Origin of the sequence: Streptomyces sp. NPDC059866, assembly GCF_042731325.1 — a bacterium.
In the GTDB taxonomy this organism is placed as follows: Bacteria; Actinomycetota; Actinomycetes; order Streptomycetales; family Streptomycetaceae; genus Streptomyces; species Streptomyces flavusporus.
This window is the reverse complement of record NZ_JBHWJT010000014.1, coordinates 141,334-156,009: the sequence shown is the minus strand read 5'-3', so window position 1 is coordinate 156,009 and position 14,676 is coordinate 141,334. Positions and strand designations below refer to the sequence as shown.

The following is a 14,676-nucleotide window of genomic DNA, read 5'->3' as shown; positions in this document are numbered from 1 at the left end:
CCGTCACCGTAAACCGATCGGTTTCCGCATGCAAGTTCAAGCAGGGAGAAGGACGGCATGGGCAGGATCAGTGCGCAGGAGAGGCGCGAGAGCGTCATCCGCGCGGCGATCGCCGAGTTCGCGATCGCCGACTACCACGGCACCACCACCGCGGCGATCGCCAGGGCGGCCGACGGGGTGGAGGGCGGCGAACGGGCCCGCCAGGCCATGACGGACGCTTACGCGCGCCTGATCTCGACGCACCCCGAAACGCTCCTGATGCAGATGCAGGGATACGTCACCGTGGCGGCCGCCGAGGCGCAGGGCGATGACCTGATCGGCGAGGTCGTCCGGGCCGGCTGGATGAGGATCTGGGAGACCGTGCACCTGTCGTTGGGTGCCGATGCCGACCGGACCGCAGGCTTCTTCGCCTGCGGCATGCTCGGCAACACGCTTGCGGCTATGGGACTCCCCCAGACGCCGGAAGGCGGGGAAGCTTTCCGGAGGGGCGATCCGTCAGCGCACGCCCGCCGCGTCGAGCAGGGTGACCACCGTCGGGGCGATGAGCCCGGTGAGATTGTCGGCTCCGATCCCCGCGCGGGCGCTGGCGCCGTCGAAGACCAGGCTGAGCTGCCGGGCCAGCAGGTCGGGGTTGCTCGCGCCGCCCCGTTCGGCCTCGGCGCGGAAAAAGCCCGTCAAGTTTCCCTTGACCCGGTGGGCCACCTGGCTCGCGGGGTGGCTCTGGTCCTTGAGCTCGATCTGCACAGCCAGGTACCGGCAGCCCCGGAACTCCGGCGCGCCGGCCTGCCGTTCCACCTGCTCGAAGACGTGCAGGATCCGCTCGCGTGCTGACCGGCCATCGTCCGCCGCGGGCAGGAGTGTCGCCACGAAGGCGGAAGCGCGTTGCTCCAGGCTCGCTGCCAGCAGTTCGTCCTTGCTCTCGAACAGCTGGTACATGGAGCGCTTCGACACCCCCGCCGCCTTGCACAGCGCCTCGACGCCGATGCCGACGCCGTCTCGGTAGGTGAGTGTGGCCGCCGCCTCCAGCAGCCGCTCCCTGGGGCTTCGCTTCACTTCGGTGGTCATACCGCGAGGTTAACCCAAAGGGAAGCAAATGAAAACCGATCGGTTTCCAGGGTGGCGTCCGCGCGGAGGCTCGGCGACGGCCTGGGGGAAGACCGTCGCCGAGCCCTGGTGGCGTGCGTGCCCGTCGTCCGCGGCAGGGCGACACACACCGGGGCCACTCCGAGCGATGGCCCCGTCCTGGGGGATGCGGAGGGCGGCTTGCGCCATGCCGGGGCCGCCGCCTTCTCGGGCGTCGTCTCCACCGGGATGCGGTGCAGCGCCTTGCGGTCGCACCACCCCGGTACGCCGAAGCCGAACAGTGCGGCAGTTACCCCTCGACGTCGCGCGCGGCAGTCATCCGTGCTCCTCGTGACTCGAGTCCGGAACTCGCCCGCCCGCACGACGAGAAACCGATCAGTTTCATCACCGTAAACTGATCGGTTTCCACGCGCAAGCCCGAGTCGCGGGCCCGAGTCGCGGACCAACCCCCTATGAGGCTGCGAGCCCCGCGACCGACCCCTCGCTGTCCCGCCACCCCGTCACCAACGCCCGCAGCGCCCGCTCATAGCAGTCGGCGACCGCGAGCTCCGGCGGCTCGTTCCCGGTGCCTGAGGCGAGGCCAGGCGCCGCCAGTCCTCCCGCCGGATCGTCGTGGAGCGCACCAACACCGAGTCGAGGCCGGTTACACCTGCGTGTACCTGCACCATGCCGGGACGGCCACGCCGCTGGCCGAGCTGTGCCAGGAAGACATCTGATCGACCACCTCGTGACCCGCGGGCACCGGCACATCGGCTACGTCGCGCTGGACGACCCGCGAGAGCGGCCCTTCTGTCTGCCACGCCTGGAGGGAGCCACCCGGGTCTGCCGCGATCTGGGACTGCCGGCGCCGCAGGTGGTCAACATGCGCTACTCGCGGGCCGGCGCCCGGGCCGCCGTCGCGGAGTGGACGCGGGGCGCCACCCCGGTCACGGCGGTCGCCGCGTTCAACGATCTGATCGCTCTCGCCGTCCTGGCGAGCTGCCGCACGCAGCACATCGAGGTCCCGGACGACCTGGCCCTCATCGGCGTCGACGACATCCCCGTGAGCTCGCTCGCCGTACCGGCCCTGACCACCATCGGGATGGACCTCACCGCGGCGGCCGGCAATCTCACCGTCGGCATCCTCTCGACGGTCGGCGCTCCGGCCCCGGCTCCGGCAGTGCCGGGGCGACCTGGCGCGGGCGACATCCTCGCCCTCATCCAGGGTGAGACGACGTAGCCGACGCCCTTCAGGCCGACTGCGCGCCGCCGCTGATCTGCTGGGTGAGCTTGAGCAGTTCCTCGACGTGGTAGATCTCGGTGATCTTGCCATCGACGACGCGCATGATGTCCTGCCCGTCGATGTCGACCGGGTTGCCGCTGGCAGCGAACCCGAAGGCGTCTCCGGTGTGGGTCCCGGTCATGCGCCAGTGGAGCACCACCCAGCCGCCAGGAAGCTCCTGCTGGAATAAGGATCCGGTGCTGTATGTCGGTGAATCCGTCACGGACCGCGGCGATCGACGCTCGCATGCCGTCGATGCCCGAGGCGGCGTCAGTGGCGGGGTTGTGGTCGATCACATTCGAGGCGAACACCTCGTCCGCCCCGTCGACGTCGCCGGTGTCGTAGAACTCCAACTCGCGCGCCGCGACCCGCAGCGCGGTGCTGGTGGCCGAGCGGACCATCTCGCTCGCCGGGGGGAGCGTGAGTGATTCAGAGAACTACGTGAGACCGGTCCGTCTACAACTTTCCCGTCCTGAAGTCCGCGCTGCTCTTGAGAACCGCGGAGTCCATGCTCCAGTTCTCCGGCTGGACCCTCTCCCAGAGACTTCCCTTGCCGAGTTCCCTGCCCAACTGGTCCTCCCGACGGAACCACTCCTCGGCGCTTCTGATCCTGTCGGGGTGAATTTCGTCGAGCAGGGCGTAGTCCCTGGTGATGATCCCGTGCTTCCATACATTCCAGAAGCCGGTGAAATTTTCACGGAAGCTCATGGTGCTCTTGTCGTCGGGGTCGGCGTTGTACCCGGCAGGGTGATCTGCAATCCCCGTCAGGTCCGGACTGTTCCAATACGCGTCCAGATCGGTGTCGATGTACTGCGCCGGGTGTCCGGTGACCTTCTCGAATGCCGCGGCCATGTCGGCATAGGTCATGTGCTCGATGGCGACTTCGAGGTCCATGCCGTTGGCTCGTTCCGGGTGGTCGAAGAGCCAGCGGACATAGAAGCCGCAATCTTCCAGAGCCACGTGCGGGACGGCCCCCTCGCCGAGCGGGACTCGCCACGTGACGACACCGTCCTCGACGGTGGGCGTCATGGGCGTGAGCGGTGAGATCACCATCTCGATATAGGGACCCGAGGTGAAGACCGCCGCTCCCATCCGGTCCCTGTTCTTTTCGTTCTGGAACAGCACCCATTCGGCCATACGGCCCTTGCCGTCATAGTGGCCGGTGCGGAACCTCGAGTCGTAGCCCGACTTCTTGAGGGCGTAGTCGAGGTTTCCGTAGACGAAGAACTTGACACCTTCTTCGATCGCTATCTCATACGTGCGGATGGCCCAGTAGGTCTCCGTTTTCTCGCCGGTGTTGAACCCGTCGATGTTGATGAACGCCCCGTCGCAGCCGCGAAATCCTTCGCGCAGTACGTCCTCGTCAGCGAACGTCCCTTCGAGGATGGAGACGTTGCCGAGCGCGACGAGCGCCTGGGCTCGGGGGGAACTGGCGTCCCGGGTGAGGACCTTGACGGAGTACTTCTTGTCCGCGACAAGAGCGCGGACAACAGGCATCCCCTGGGCCCCTGTGCCGCCGATGACGAAGATGGAGGAGGTGGCATGAGCAGGCATGGTTTTTGACTCCAAGGTGGAAACCGATCGGTTTCCAGCACGGTACACCGATCGGTTTCCGGGCGGCAAGCAGACATCCTCACCGGGGCAGCCGTCGCCGAGGGGCTCGCGGGCGCCGGCCCGGTCATCGCGACACCCGGCCGCATGCTTCCCACAGTGGGCCACTGCACCTGGACGCCTTCGCCCGAATCCGAGCCGGTGGACGGCGAGCGCGGCGTCCTCGTCGCGACCTCTTCGGCCGCCGCCTACGGCGGCCGGATCGGCCAGGCCGCCTACGCTGCGTCAAGGGCGGGTGGCCGCCCTCACCCTCCCCGCCGCCCGGGAACTCGCCCAGCACCTCATCCGCGTGGTCTCGATCGCACCCGGCCTGTTCGACACACCACTCATGGCAGGACTGCCTCAGGAGGCCAGTGACTCCCTCGCACGGCAGGTCCCCCACCCCGCGCGCCTCGGCGACCCGGCCGAGTCCGCCGCCCTGGTACGGCACATCGCCGGGAACCCCATGCTCAACGGCGAGGTCATCCGCCTCGACGGCGCGCTCCGCATGGCACCTCACTGATGGACGAGACGCGGCACGGGGCGCATCGATGCCCGAACACCAGCTCACACTCGGGAACTCGGGGAGAGCAGAAAGCTAATTTGCGCAGCTCAGCAGCCCAGGCCCAGCAAGCGCGGCGGGTCACGGACCTACCTGGTCTCTTCCGGGACATCTGACCAGCAGGACTCAGTAGGTCAGCGCTCAGCGTCGCCGACCCTCGGCGCCCCATCGATGCTCGCCACCTTGACCGGGTCCGACCTGCCCGACAAGCCGTCTGACACTGCATCAGAACGAGCGTCAAATGAGCGTCACGAGCGTCATTTCAGTCAGGATATCGCCCGTAACGCCCACGCCGCACATAATGCGCACGCACAAAACCGCAGGTCAGGAGCCCTTAGCCACCGGCTCAAGGATGGCAACGCACTCCACATGATGCGTCATCGGAAACAGATCGAACGCCCGCAACGTCCGCACCCGGTACCCCCCGTCCCGGAAGTACCCCAGATCCCGCGCCAGTGCCGCCGGATCGCACGCGACGTACGCGATGCGACGCGCGCCCAGCGACGACAGGTGCTCGACGGTCTTCCGGCCGGCCCCGGTCCGGGGCGGGTCCAGGACGATGAGGTCGACCTCGGTGATCCCGGTGCGCGGCAGGACCGACTCGACCTTGCCCTGCTCGATGCGGACCCGGTCGAAGTCGGCGAGGTTGTGCCGGGCGTCCTCGACGGCCCGCTTGCCGGACTCGATGCCGAGGACCGCGCCCTGGTCGCCGACCCGGTCGGCGAGCGCGCCCGCGAACAGGCCGACGCCGCAGTAGAGGTCGAGCGCCATGTCGCCCTTGCGCGGGAGAAGGCCCTGCATCACGGCCGTCACCAGCGTGTCCGCGGCCTTGGGATGGACCTGCCAGAAGCCGCCGCTGCCGACTCGGTAGGTACGCCCGTCCGCGCGCTCGCGGACGAAGGGCCGGCCGTGGACGCGGTGCACCCCGCCGTCCTTCTCCTCCACCCGCATGACGGACACGGGCTTGTCCAGTTCCACGAGGGGCAGGCGCGCGCCCGGCCGGGGCGTCAGAATCACCTGGCGGTCCTGCGAACCCGTCGCCGCGATCGCCTCGACCGAGGCCATGCCGGTCCAGTCGCGCTTCTCGATGCCGAGCTCGCTGACCCCCTCGGCGGCGATCATGCAGTGGTCGATGGGCTCCACCTCGTGCGACCGGTGCCGCCGCAGGCCCGCACGGCCGTCGGCGTCCACCGCGTACTGCACCCGCGTCCGCCACTGCGGCACCTGTCCGGCGGGCAGCTTGTCGCCCTCGGCCGGCATCACCGTGCCGTCCCAGCCGGCCTCCTCGGGCGTCAGGCCCGCGAGCCGCTGCAGCTGCTCGGCGATCACCTCGCCCTTGAGGCGCCGCTGGGCACCCGGCTTCGCGTGCTGCCAGTCGCAGCCGCCGCAGCGGCCGGGACCGGCGTAGGGACAGGGCGCCTCGATGCGGTCCTTGGACGCCGAGAGCACCTCGACCGCGTCCGCGCGCAGGAACCGAGCGCCCTCCTCACCTTCGGTCACCCGGGCCACGACCCGCTCGCCGGGCAGCGCGTGCCGGACGAACAGGACCTGGCCCGACTCGGTGCGGGCGATGCAGTGGCCGCCGTGGGCGACGGGGCCGATCTCGACCTCGTACTCCCGCCCGACCAGGGACCCCGCCTGCGACTTCTTCGGTTCTGCCTGCATGGCGGGGTGACTCCAGAGATGAGAAGGACTACGGCTGGACAACAGCCCACCAGTCTACGTGCTCCTGCACACGTCAGTCCTTGGCGCTGGGCTCCTTCGGCCGCACCTGCGCCGGACCACGCCGCACCGAACCCGGCGCGTTCCACTCCTGCCGCTTGCCGGCCCGCTTCTTGGCCAGCTCGGACGAGGCCAGCTGGTAGGGCACCGAGGTCACCATGACCCCCGGTGTGAACAGCAGCCGGCCCTTCAGCCGGAGCGCGCTCTGGTTGTGCAGCAGGTGCTCGTACCAGTGGCCGACGACGTACTCCGGGATGATCACGGAGACCACGTCGCGCGGGGACTCCTTGCGCAGGCTCTTGACGTACTCGATGACCGGCCGGGTGACCTCCCGGTACGGCGAATCGAGCACCTTCAGCGGTACGTCGATGCCGCGCTGTTCCCATTCCTCGCGCAGACCCTTGGTCTCGGCCGGGTCCACATTGACACTGAGCGCCTCCAGCGTGTCCGAGCGCAGCAGCTTGGCGTAGGCGAGGGCGCGCAGGGCGGGGCGGTGGATCTTGGAGATCAGCACCACGGAGTGCACGCGCGAGGGTCGCAGGCTGTCGTCGCTCGGGCCCTCGGGGGCGGCGAGTTCCTGGGAGACGTGGTCGTAGTGGCGGCGGATCGCCGTCATCGTCACATAGAAGATCACCATGCCGAGCAGCGCGACCCAGGCGCCGTGGGAGAACTTGGTGACCAGGACGACGACCAGGACGAGACCGGTGAAGAAGGCACCGAACGCGTTGATCGCGCGGGAGCGGATCATGTGGCGGCGCTTGGCGGGGTCCTGCTCGGTGGCCAGGTGGCGGTTCCAGTGGCGGACCATGCCGGTCTGGCTGAGCGTGAAGGACACGAACACGCCGACGATGTACAGCTGGATCAGACGCGTGGAGTCGGCTCCGTAGACCCACACCAGGAGGGCGGCCGCGCCGGCCAGGAGCACGATGCCGTTCGAGAACGCCAGGCGGTCGCCGCGGGTGTGCAGCTGACGCGGGAGGTAGCGGTCCTGGGCGAGGATCGAGCCGAGCACCGGGAAGCCGTTGTACGCGGTGTTCGCGGCGAGGAAGAGCACCAGCGCGGTGGCTGCGGCGAGCACGATGAACAGGATGCTGCCCTTGCCGAAGACGGCCTCGGCGACCTGCGAGATCACGGGGTTCTGGACGTAGTCCGAGCCCACCGGGACGCCCTTGTCGAGCAGGTCGTGGGCCGGGTTCTCGGCCATCCGGACGTTGGACGCCATCGCCAGGCCGATGATGCCGCAGAACATGGTGACGGCGAGCAGGCCCATCAGCGCGAGCGTGGTGGCCGCGTTCCTCGACTTGGGCTTGCGGAAGGCCGGCACGCCGTTGGAGATCGCCTCCACGCCGGTCAGCGCGGCACAGCCGGAGGAGAAGGCGCGCAGCAGCAGGAAGAGCAGGGCGAAGCCCGCGAGGCCCTCGTGTTCGGCCTTGATCTCGTACCCGGCGGTCGGCGCCCGCATGGTGTCGTCGAGCACCAGCCCGCGGAAGGCGCCCCACATGATCATGACGAAGACGCCCGTGACGAAGACGTACGTCGGGATCGCGAAGAGCGTGCCGGACTCCTTGACCCCGCGCAGGTTCATCAGCGTCAGCAGCAGGATCACGGCCACCGCGCAGAACACCTTGTGCTCGACGACGAAGGGGATCGCGGAGCCCAGGTTCTCGATGCCGGAGGAGATGGAGACGGCAACCGTCAGGACGTAGTCGACGAGCAGGGCGCTGGCGACGGTGAGGCCGGCCTTGGGACCGAGATTGGTGTTCGCCACCTCGTAGTCGCCGCCGCCGCTCGGATAGGCGTGCACGTTCTGCCGGTAGGAGGCGACGACCGTGAACATCAGCACGACGACCGCGGCGGCGATCCAGGGGCTGAAGTGGTAGGCCGACACGCCGGCGATGGAGAGGACCAGCAGTACCTCTCCGGGCGCGTACGCCACGGAGGACAGCGGGTCGGAGGCGAAGACGGGGAGTGCGACGCGTTTCGGCAGGAGCGTTTCGCCCAGCCGGTCGCTGCGCAGTGCGCGCCCGATCAGGATCCGTTTGGGCACGTCGGTCAGTTTGGACACAACAGAGGATCGTAAGCCTTCGAACAGGGCTTCGCCCACCCGCCTTCCCGGCATCTGCCCCACGAGTGAAATACCGGGGCCGTCAGGCCACGGGTCCGGCCGGCACGACAACCCCCATGCCTATATGACAAAACCCTTATGTCAGAAACCATCCCGTGAACCATCCCGTGAACCATCCCGTCGCCTGCAATCGGAGGTCCCATGTCTGCAACCGCGGAGTGGATCGGCGCCACCGCCGCACTCGTCGGCCTCGGAATCCTGACTGTCTTCAGCGTCTGGAGCATCAGCCGCCGCTGATCTGGGCAAACCGTGCACGGGGGTGCCTTCCGCGGACCGTGCGTGTGTAGCTTGGTGGCCGGTCTGAGAACCTAATCAAGGCAAGTCAGCAACTTGATCTCGGAAGGACGGTCGTGCACATCGTCATCATGGGCTGCGGCAGAGTGGGTTCCGCTCTCGCCCAGACCCTGGAGCAACAGGGGCACACGGTCGCCGTGATCGACCAGGACCCCACCGCCTTCCGACGCCTGGGATCCTCGTTCGGCGGCCGCCGCGTGACCGGGGTCGGCTACGACCAGGACACCCTGCGCGAGGCCGGAATCGAGGAGGCCGGCGCCTTCGCCGCCGTCTCCAGCGGTGACAACTCGAACATCATCTCCGCCCGCGTGGCCCGCGAGATGTTCGGCGTCGAGAACGTCGCGGCCCGCATCTACGACCCCCGGCGCGCCGAGGTCTACCAGCGCCTCGGCATCCCGACGGTCGCCACGGTCCGCTGGCCGGCGGACCAGATGCTGCGCCGGCTGCTGCCGTCCGGTGCCGAGCCGCTGTGGCGCGACCCCACCGGCGGCGTCCAGCTCGCCGAGGTGCACGCCTCCAACGCCTGGGTCGGCCACAAGATCAGCAGGCTGCAGGAGGAGACCGGCGTCCGCGTGGCGTTCCTCACCCGCCTGGGCGAGGCCATCCTGCCCACCTCGCAGACGGTGTTGCAGGAGGGGGACCTGGTGCACGTGATGATGCGCTCGGACGACGTCGAGAAGGTCGAGGCGGCGTTCGCCGAGGGCCCTGAGAAGGAGGGCGGTCACTGATGCGGGTCGCCATTGCCGGAGCCGGCGCGGTCGGCCGGTCGATCGCCGGTGAACTGCTGGAGAACGGCCACGAGGTCCTGCTCATCGACAAGGCGCCGACCGCCATCTCGGTCGAGCGCGTCCCGCAGGCCGAGTGGCTGCTCGCCGACGCCTGCGAGATCACGTCCCTGGACGAGGCGGCGCTCCAGCGCTGCAACGTCGTCATCGCCGCAACGGGCGACGACAAGGTGAACCTGGTCGTCTCGCTGCTGGCGAAGACGGAGTACGGCGTTCCGCGCGTCGTCGCCCGGGTCAACAACCCCAAGAACGAGTGGCTGTTCAACGAGGCCTGGGGCGTGGACGTCGCCGTCTCCACCCCGCGCCTGATGTCGGCCCTGGTCGAGGAGGCGGTGAGCGTCGGCGACCTGGTCCGCCTGCTGCGCTTCAGCCACGGCGACGCCAACCTCGTCGAGCTGACCCTGCCGGACGAGTCGGCCCTGGCCGGCACCCAGGTCGGCGATGTGGAGTGGCCGGAGGACACCTCCCTGGTCACGATCATCCGCGGCACCCGTGTCCTCACCCCCACTCGGGACGACTCCCTGGAGGCGGGCGACGAGCTGCTGTTCGTGGCCGCGCCGGCCCGGGAGGAGCAGCTGGAGGATCTGCTGTCGGTACGGCGGGAAGACGCGACGAGCTGACTCCCGCGGTCGATACGAGGATGGGGCGCCCTGAGATCTCAGGGCGCCCCATCCTCGTATCGACGGCTGTCAGTCCCGCCGGTGGCGAGCGCCGGTCGGCAGCTCCCCGTGCTCCCCCGCAAGGGCGGCCTTACGCTCCTGCTCGGCGCGCTCCTCGGCCTCCATCTCGGCGAAGACGTCGATGGGCGGCGGCGCCTTGGCCAGGAAGACCCAGGTCAGCCAGACCGCCAGCAGGAACGGCGGGATCTTCAGGGTCACCAGCACCCAGCCCAGCTGTGTGGTGTCGGCCCACCAGTACAGCGGGAAGAGGATCGCGCACTTGGCGAGCAGAATCAGGCCCCAGGCCCAGCTGGCCTTGGCGTACGCCTTCTTGCGGCCGGGGTTGCGGGTGCGCCAGGAGAGGTTCTCCTTGAAGACCGGGCCGAGCATCAGGCCGATCAGCGGGACACCGCACAGGGTCGTGATGATGTACGCCAGCGCCAGGCCCAGCGTGTAGAGCATGCCCGGCAGGTAGAAGTCCTTGGCATTGCCGGTCATCATCGCGAAGACGACGCCGAAGGCCACGCCGAAGACACCGCTGAAGGCGTGCTTGACGGTGTCCTTCATCGCCAGGCGGACCACGACGAGCAGCAGGGACACGCCCAGGGCGGCGATCGCCGACAGGTGCAGGTCCTTGTTGATCGTGTAGATGGTCACGAAGAGCAGGCCCGGCAGCACCGTCTCGACCATGCCCCGCACGCCGCCGAACGCCTCGAACAGCGCGGCCTCCGTGACCGCGCGGGCGTCCTGATCGGTGTCTTCGGTGTGTTCAGTCGGCTTGTCGAGCGACGTCACCGGCTACTCCCGTCCGAGGGGTCTCAGTTCGTATTTCGGGTTGAAGAGCACCCGGCGGCCCCGGCTCATCGAGATCCGGCCCGATGCGATCAGCTTGCGCCCCGGTTCTATCCCGACGATGGAGCGCCTGCCGAGCCACACCACGTCGAGTGCGGCGGAGCCGTCGAACAGCTCGGCCTCCAGGGCCGGGACTCCCGCGCGCGGCCGCAGCGTGACCGTGCGCAAGGTACCAGTAACCGTCACTATCTGTCGGTCGTGGCAGTCACCGATCCGCGTACAGCCTGCGGTCTCGGCGTCCTCCCGCAGTTCCTCGGACTCCAGGTCCTCCTGCGAAGAGGAGAGCCGGTCAAGCATGCGCCGGAACCGGCCCGCCGGCTTTTCGGAACGAGGAACAGCACTCATGTCTGAAGCCTACCGGGGTGCAACCGACAGTCACGTACCCGTTGTGTCACAGCTCGAAAGCTCACTTCTCGAAGCGGTATCCCATCCCCGGCTCCGTGACGAAGTGCTTCGGGTGCGACGGGTCCGCCTCCAGCTTGCGGCGCAGCTGTGCCATGTACACGCGCAGGTAGTTGGTCTCCGTCCCGTACGACGGTCCCCACACCTCCTGCAGCAGCTGCTTCTGGCTGACCAGCCGGCCGGTGTTGCGCACCAGCACTTCCAGCAGATGCCACTCCGTGGGGGTCAGCCGTACGTCCTTGCCGCCGCGGTTGACCTTCTTGGCGACGAGGTCGACGGTGAACTCCTCGGTCTCCACCATCACCTCGTCCTCGCCGCCGCCGGTGGGCTCGGCGCGGCGGACGGCCGCGCGCAGCCGGGCCAGCAGTTCGTCCATGCCGAAGGGCTTGGTGACGTAGTCGTCGGCGCCCGCGTCGAGTGCCTCGACCTTCTCGTCGGAGGAGTGCCGGGCGGACAGCACGATGATCGGCACGCGGGTCCAGCCGCGCAGACCCTTGATCACTTCGACGCCGTCCATGTCCGGCAGCCCCAGGTCGAGGACGATGACGTCGGGGTGGCGAGCCGCGGCGAGCTCAAGGGCGGTGGCCCCGTCCTGGGCCGCGTCGACCTCGTACTTGCGCGCCTTGAGGTTGATCACGAGGGCGCGAACGATCTGCGGCTCGTCGTCGACCACGAGCACCCGGTTCATCGAGCCTGCCTTTCTTGGGGTGCGGAGGAAAGAAGCACGGGGCGCGCTCCTGCCGCGTGGAGGGTGAGGACCATGGTGAGGCCGCCGCCGGGTGTGTCCTCGACGTCGAGGGTGCCGCCCATGGCCTCGGCGAAGCCCCGGGCGACCGCGAGGCCGAGGCCGACTCCGGCACCGCGCGGGGCGTCGCCGTAGCGCTGGAACGGCTCGAAGATCCGCTCCTTCGCCTCGTCGGGAACGCCCGGCCCGCGGTCCACGACCCGGACCTCGACGCGGTCCGCGAGGGCACTGGCGGCAACCAGCACGGGCGTACCCGGCGGGCTGTACTTGACCGCGTTCTCCACGACGTTGGCGACGGCACGCTCCAGCAGTCCGGCATCGACCTCGACCATCGGCAGCGTCTCCGGGACGTCCAGCTCCACGCTGTCCTCCGGCACGCCGCCCAGCGCCATCGGCACCACCTCGTCGAGGTCGACCTCGCGGATGAGCGGCGTGACCGTGCCGGTCTGCAGACGGGACATGTCGAGCAGGTTGCCCACCAGGTGGTCGAGGCGGTCGGCGCCCTCCTCGATCGCCTCCAGCAGGGCCGCCCGGTCCTCCTCGGACCACTCGACGTCGTCCGAACGCAGCGACGTGACCGACGCCTTGATGCCGGCCAGGGGCGTCCGCAGGTCATGGCTGACGGCGGCCAGCAGGGCCGTGCGGATGCGGTTGCCCTCGGCCAGCGTGCGGGCCTGGTCGGCCTCCTCCTGGAGCCGGCGGCGGTCCAGGACGACCACGGCCTGCGCGGCGAACGCAGCCAGCACCCGGCGGTCCTCGGCGGGCAGCACCCGTCCGGTCAGCGCGAGGGCCATGTGATCGCCGACCGGCATGTCGACGTCCGCGTCCTCCGGGCTCTGACACGGTCGGAGCCCGACACTGCCCGCGCACGTCCACGGATCGACGTCGCTCTCACGCTCCAGCAGCGCCACCGACTCCATGCCGAAGGTCTCGCGCACCCGCTCCAGCAGCGCCTCCAGGCTGGTCTCACCACGCAGCACGTTGCCCGCCAGGAACGACAGGATCCCCGACTCCGCCCGCAGCCGGGCCGCCTGATGCGTGCGCCGGGCCGCGAGGTCGACCACCGACGCCACCGACACCGCCACGCCTATGAAGATCACCAGGGCGACGATGTTCTTCGGGTCCGCGATGGTCAGGGTGTGGACGGGCGGGGTGAAGAACCAGTTCATCAACAGCGAGCCCACGACTGCCGAGGCCAGCGCCGGGAGGAGCCCGCCGAGCAGGGCCGCCGCCACCGTCAGCGTCAGGAAGAGCAGCATGTCGTTGGCGAGGCCGAGGTGAACGGTGTTCAGCAGGACCGCCAGGATCACCGGCCCGGCCAGGCCGACCAGCCAGCCCCAGATGATCCGGGCCCGCCCCAGCCGTGCACCGCGCGCCACCGGCAGCCCACGCCCCTTGGCGGCCTCGTCGTGCGTGACGATGTGGACGTCCAGGTCGGGACCGGACTCCCGGGCGACCGTCGCGCCGACGCCGGGCCCGAACACGTACTGCCAGCTCTTGCGCCGCGACGAACCCAGCACGATCTGGGTGGCGTTCACGCCGCGGGCGAAGTCCAGCAGGGCCGCCGGTATGTCGTCACCGACCACGTGATGGAAGGTCCCGCCGAGGTCCTCGACCAGCGTGCGCTGCACCGCCAGTTCCTTCGGCGAGGCCGCCGTGAGCCCGTCGCTGCGCGCTATGTAGACCGCCAGCACCTCACCGCCGGCCCCCTTCTCCGCCAGCCGCGCCGCCCGCCGGATCAGCGTCCGCCCCTCCGGACCACCCGTCAGACCCACCACGATCCGCTCCCGCGAACCCCAGATTCTCGACACCTGGTGATCACTGCGGTACTGCTGCAGATACTCGTCGACCCGGTCCGCCACCCACAACAACGCCAGCTCCCGCAACGCGGTGAGATTCCCCGGCCGGAAGTAGTTCGACAGCGCCGCATCCACCTTGTCCGGCTGGTAGATGTTGCCGTGCGCCATCCGCCGCCGCAGCGCCTGCGGCGACATGTCCACCAGCTCGACCTGGTCCGCCCGCCGCACCACCTCGTCCGGGACGGTCTCCCGCTGCCGTATCCCCGTGATCGACTCCACCACGTCACCCAGCGACTCCAGATGCTGGATGTTCACCGTGGAGATCACATCGACCCCGGCCGCCAGCAGCTCCTCCACGTCCTGCCAGCGCTTGGCATGGCGCGAACCGGGGATGTTCGTGTGCGCCAGCTCGTCCACCAGCGCCACCTTCGGCCGCCGGGCGAGGACCGCGTCCACATCCATCTCGGTGAACACCCCGCCCCGGTACCCGAGCTCCTTGCGCGGCACCTGCTCCAGCCCGTGCAGCATCACCTCGGTGCGCGGCCGGCCGTGGGACTCGACGAACGCCACCACGCAGTCCGTGCCCCGCTCCACCCGCCGGTGCGCCTCGGACAACATCGCATACGTCTTGCCCACCCCCGGTGCCGCACCCAGGTAGATCCGAAGCTTGCCGCGTGTCATGGCCTCATTGTCCGTCTTCTGCAAACTGCGCGTACGAAGCGTCGACCTTACGGCCAACGTTCCGGGCAAATGGGGCGGCCAGGAGGGCAGCGGGCGACTTTGACGGAACCCTGACG

The 14,676-nt window shown here is 69.1% G+C and carries 12 protein-coding genes and 3 pseudogenes; 5 read left to right on the top strand and 10 right to left on the bottom strand.

The window, feature by feature from the left end; translation table 11 throughout:
• Nucleotides 1–57: 57 nt before the first annotated feature.
• Nucleotides 58–453: pseudogene (locus ACFV7R_RS22640) on the top strand (TetR family transcriptional regulator); the annotation flags it as partial.
• A gap of 42 nt (nt 454–495) precedes the next feature.
• On the opposite strand, the gene ACFV7R_RS22635 reads toward ACFV7R_RS22640, so the two are convergent.
• A complete protein-coding gene (locus ACFV7R_RS22635) occupies nt 496–1,065 on the bottom strand; it encodes a TetR/AcrR family transcriptional regulator (RefSeq protein ID WP_385266124.1) in 570 nt (189 codons plus the stop codon).
• 745 nt (nt 1,066–1,810) lie between these two features.
• Here ACFV7R_RS22635 and ACFV7R_RS22630 point away from each other — a divergent pair.
• Nucleotides 1,811–2,302 carry a substrate-binding domain-containing protein gene (locus tag ACFV7R_RS22630; RefSeq protein ID WP_385266122.1) on the top strand — a complete coding sequence of 164 codons (492 nt, stop codon included), beginning with the start codon at nt 1,811–1,813 and terminating at the stop codon, nt 2,300–2,302.
• Nucleotides 2,303–2,312: 10 nt separating this feature from the next.
• On the opposite strand, the gene ACFV7R_RS22625 is transcribed toward ACFV7R_RS22630, so the two are convergent.
• The 3 genes and pseudogenes from ACFV7R_RS22625 to ACFV7R_RS22615 all read right to left on the bottom strand — a co-directional run bounded on the left by ACFV7R_RS22625 (nt 2,313) and on the right by ACFV7R_RS22615 (nt 3,898).
• Nucleotides 2,313–2,501 carry an ester cyclase gene (locus ACFV7R_RS22625; RefSeq protein WP_385266318.1) on the bottom strand — a complete coding sequence of 63 codons (189 nt, stop codon included), beginning with the start codon at nt 2,499–2,501 and terminating at the stop codon, nt 2,313–2,315.
• A 46-nt stretch (nt 2,502–2,547) separates the two neighbouring features.
• A pseudogene (locus ACFV7R_RS22620) lies at nt 2,548–2,745 on the bottom strand (ester cyclase); the annotation flags it as partial.
• Between the two features lie 55 nt (nt 2,746–2,800).
• A complete protein-coding gene (locus tag ACFV7R_RS22615; RefSeq protein ID WP_385266119.1) occupies nt 2,801–3,898 on the bottom strand; it encodes an NmrA family NAD(P)-binding protein in 1,098 nt (365 codons plus the stop codon).
• A 192-nt stretch (nt 3,899–4,090) separates the two neighbouring features.
• Here ACFV7R_RS22615 and ACFV7R_RS22610 point away from each other — a divergent pair.
• Nucleotides 4,091–4,457 (top strand): annotated as a pseudogene (locus tag ACFV7R_RS22610) (SDR family NAD(P)-dependent oxidoreductase); the annotation flags it as partial.
• 363 nt (nt 4,458–4,820) lie between these two features.
• On the opposite strand, the gene ACFV7R_RS22605 reads toward ACFV7R_RS22610, so the two are convergent.
• Together ACFV7R_RS22605 and ACFV7R_RS22600 are read right to left on the bottom strand one after the other, a co-directional pair.
• Nucleotides 4,821–6,161 (bottom strand): class I SAM-dependent RNA methyltransferase, encoded by a 1,341-nt coding sequence (locus tag ACFV7R_RS22605; RefSeq protein WP_385266117.1) that lies wholly within the window; start codon nt 6,159–6,161, stop codon nt 4,821–4,823.
• Between the two features lie 73 nt (nt 6,162–6,234).
• Nucleotides 6,235–8,283, bottom strand: coding sequence for an APC family permease (locus ACFV7R_RS22600; protein WP_385266114.1), 2,049 nt, complete (start codon nt 8,281–8,283; stop codon nt 6,235–6,237).
• Nucleotides 8,284–8,693: 410 nt separating this feature from the next.
• Between ACFV7R_RS22600 and ACFV7R_RS22595 the strand changes: the two genes are divergently transcribed.
• Together ACFV7R_RS22595 and ACFV7R_RS22590 are read left to right on the top strand one after the other, a co-directional pair.
• The gene (locus ACFV7R_RS22595) at nt 8,694–9,365 is read left to right on the top strand and encodes an NAD-binding protein (protein WP_385266111.1); all 672 of its coding nucleotides are present in this window, start codon (nt 8,694–8,696) and stop codon (nt 9,363–9,365) included.
• Entirely contained in the window at nt 9,365–10,042 is a 678-nt protein-coding gene (locus ACFV7R_RS22590; protein WP_224733555.1) for a TrkA family potassium uptake protein, read from the top strand. Before ACFV7R_RS22595 ends, ACFV7R_RS22590 begins: the two co-directional genes overlap by 1 nt.
• A 69-nt stretch (nt 10,043–10,111) precedes the next feature.
• On the opposite strand, the gene ACFV7R_RS22585 is transcribed toward ACFV7R_RS22590, so the two are convergent.
• The 4 genes from ACFV7R_RS22585 to ACFV7R_RS22570 all read right to left on the bottom strand — a co-directional run bounded on the left by ACFV7R_RS22585 (nt 10,112) and on the right by ACFV7R_RS22570 (nt 14,560).
• On the bottom strand, nt 10,112–10,876 hold the full coding sequence (locus ACFV7R_RS22585; protein WP_385266109.1) for a DUF3159 domain-containing protein: 765 nt from the start codon (nt 10,874–10,876) through the stop codon (nt 10,112–10,114).
• 3 nt (nt 10,877–10,879) lie between these two features.
• The gene (locus ACFV7R_RS22580; RefSeq protein ID WP_079048543.1) at nt 10,880–11,278 is read right to left on the bottom strand and encodes an OB-fold nucleic acid binding domain-containing protein; all 399 of its coding nucleotides are present in this window, start codon (nt 11,276–11,278) and stop codon (nt 10,880–10,882) included.
• Nucleotides 11,279–11,339: 61 nt separating this feature from the next.
• Nucleotides 11,340–12,023 carry a response regulator gene (locus ACFV7R_RS22575; RefSeq protein ID WP_129801024.1) on the bottom strand — a complete coding sequence of 228 codons (684 nt, stop codon included), beginning with the start codon at nt 12,021–12,023 and terminating at the stop codon, nt 11,340–11,342.
• Nucleotides 12,020–14,560: an ATP-binding protein gene (locus tag ACFV7R_RS22570; RefSeq protein WP_385266106.1), complete on the bottom strand. Its 2,541-nt coding sequence runs from the start codon at nt 14,558–14,560 to the stop codon at nt 12,020–12,022. Before ACFV7R_RS22570 ends, ACFV7R_RS22575 begins: the two co-directional genes overlap by 4 nt.
• Between the last annotated feature and the right edge of the window lie 116 nt (nt 14,561–14,676).

Excerpts from the sequence above, each read along its gene's own strand:
- ACFV7R_RS22635 (WP_385266124.1), bottom strand. The coding sequence starts at position 1,065 with ATGACCACCGAAGTGAAGCGAAGCCCCAGGGAGCGGCTGCTGGAGGCG.
- ACFV7R_RS22615 (WP_385266119.1), bottom strand. The coding sequence starts at position 3,898 with ATGCCTGCTCATGCCACCTCCTCCATCTTCGTCATCGGCGGCACAGGG.
- ACFV7R_RS22590 (WP_224733555.1), top strand. The coding sequence starts at position 9,365 with ATGCGGGTCGCCATTGCCGGAGCCGGCGCGGTCGGCCGGTCGATCGCC.
- ACFV7R_RS22575 (WP_129801024.1), bottom strand. The coding sequence starts at position 12,023 with ATGAACCGGGTGCTCGTGGTCGACGACGAGCCGCAGATCGTTCGCGCC.
- ACFV7R_RS22570 (WP_385266106.1), bottom strand. The coding sequence starts at position 14,560 with ATGACACGCGGCAAGCTTCGGATCTACCTGGGTGCGGCACCGGGGGTG.
- ACFV7R_RS22605 (WP_385266117.1), bottom strand. The coding sequence starts at position 6,161 with ATGCAGGCAGAACCGAAGAAGTCGCAGGCGGGGTCCCTGGTCGGGCGG.
- ACFV7R_RS22580 (WP_079048543.1), bottom strand. The coding sequence starts at position 11,278 with ATGAGTGCTGTTCCTCGTTCCGAAAAGCCGGCGGGCCGGTTCCGGCGC.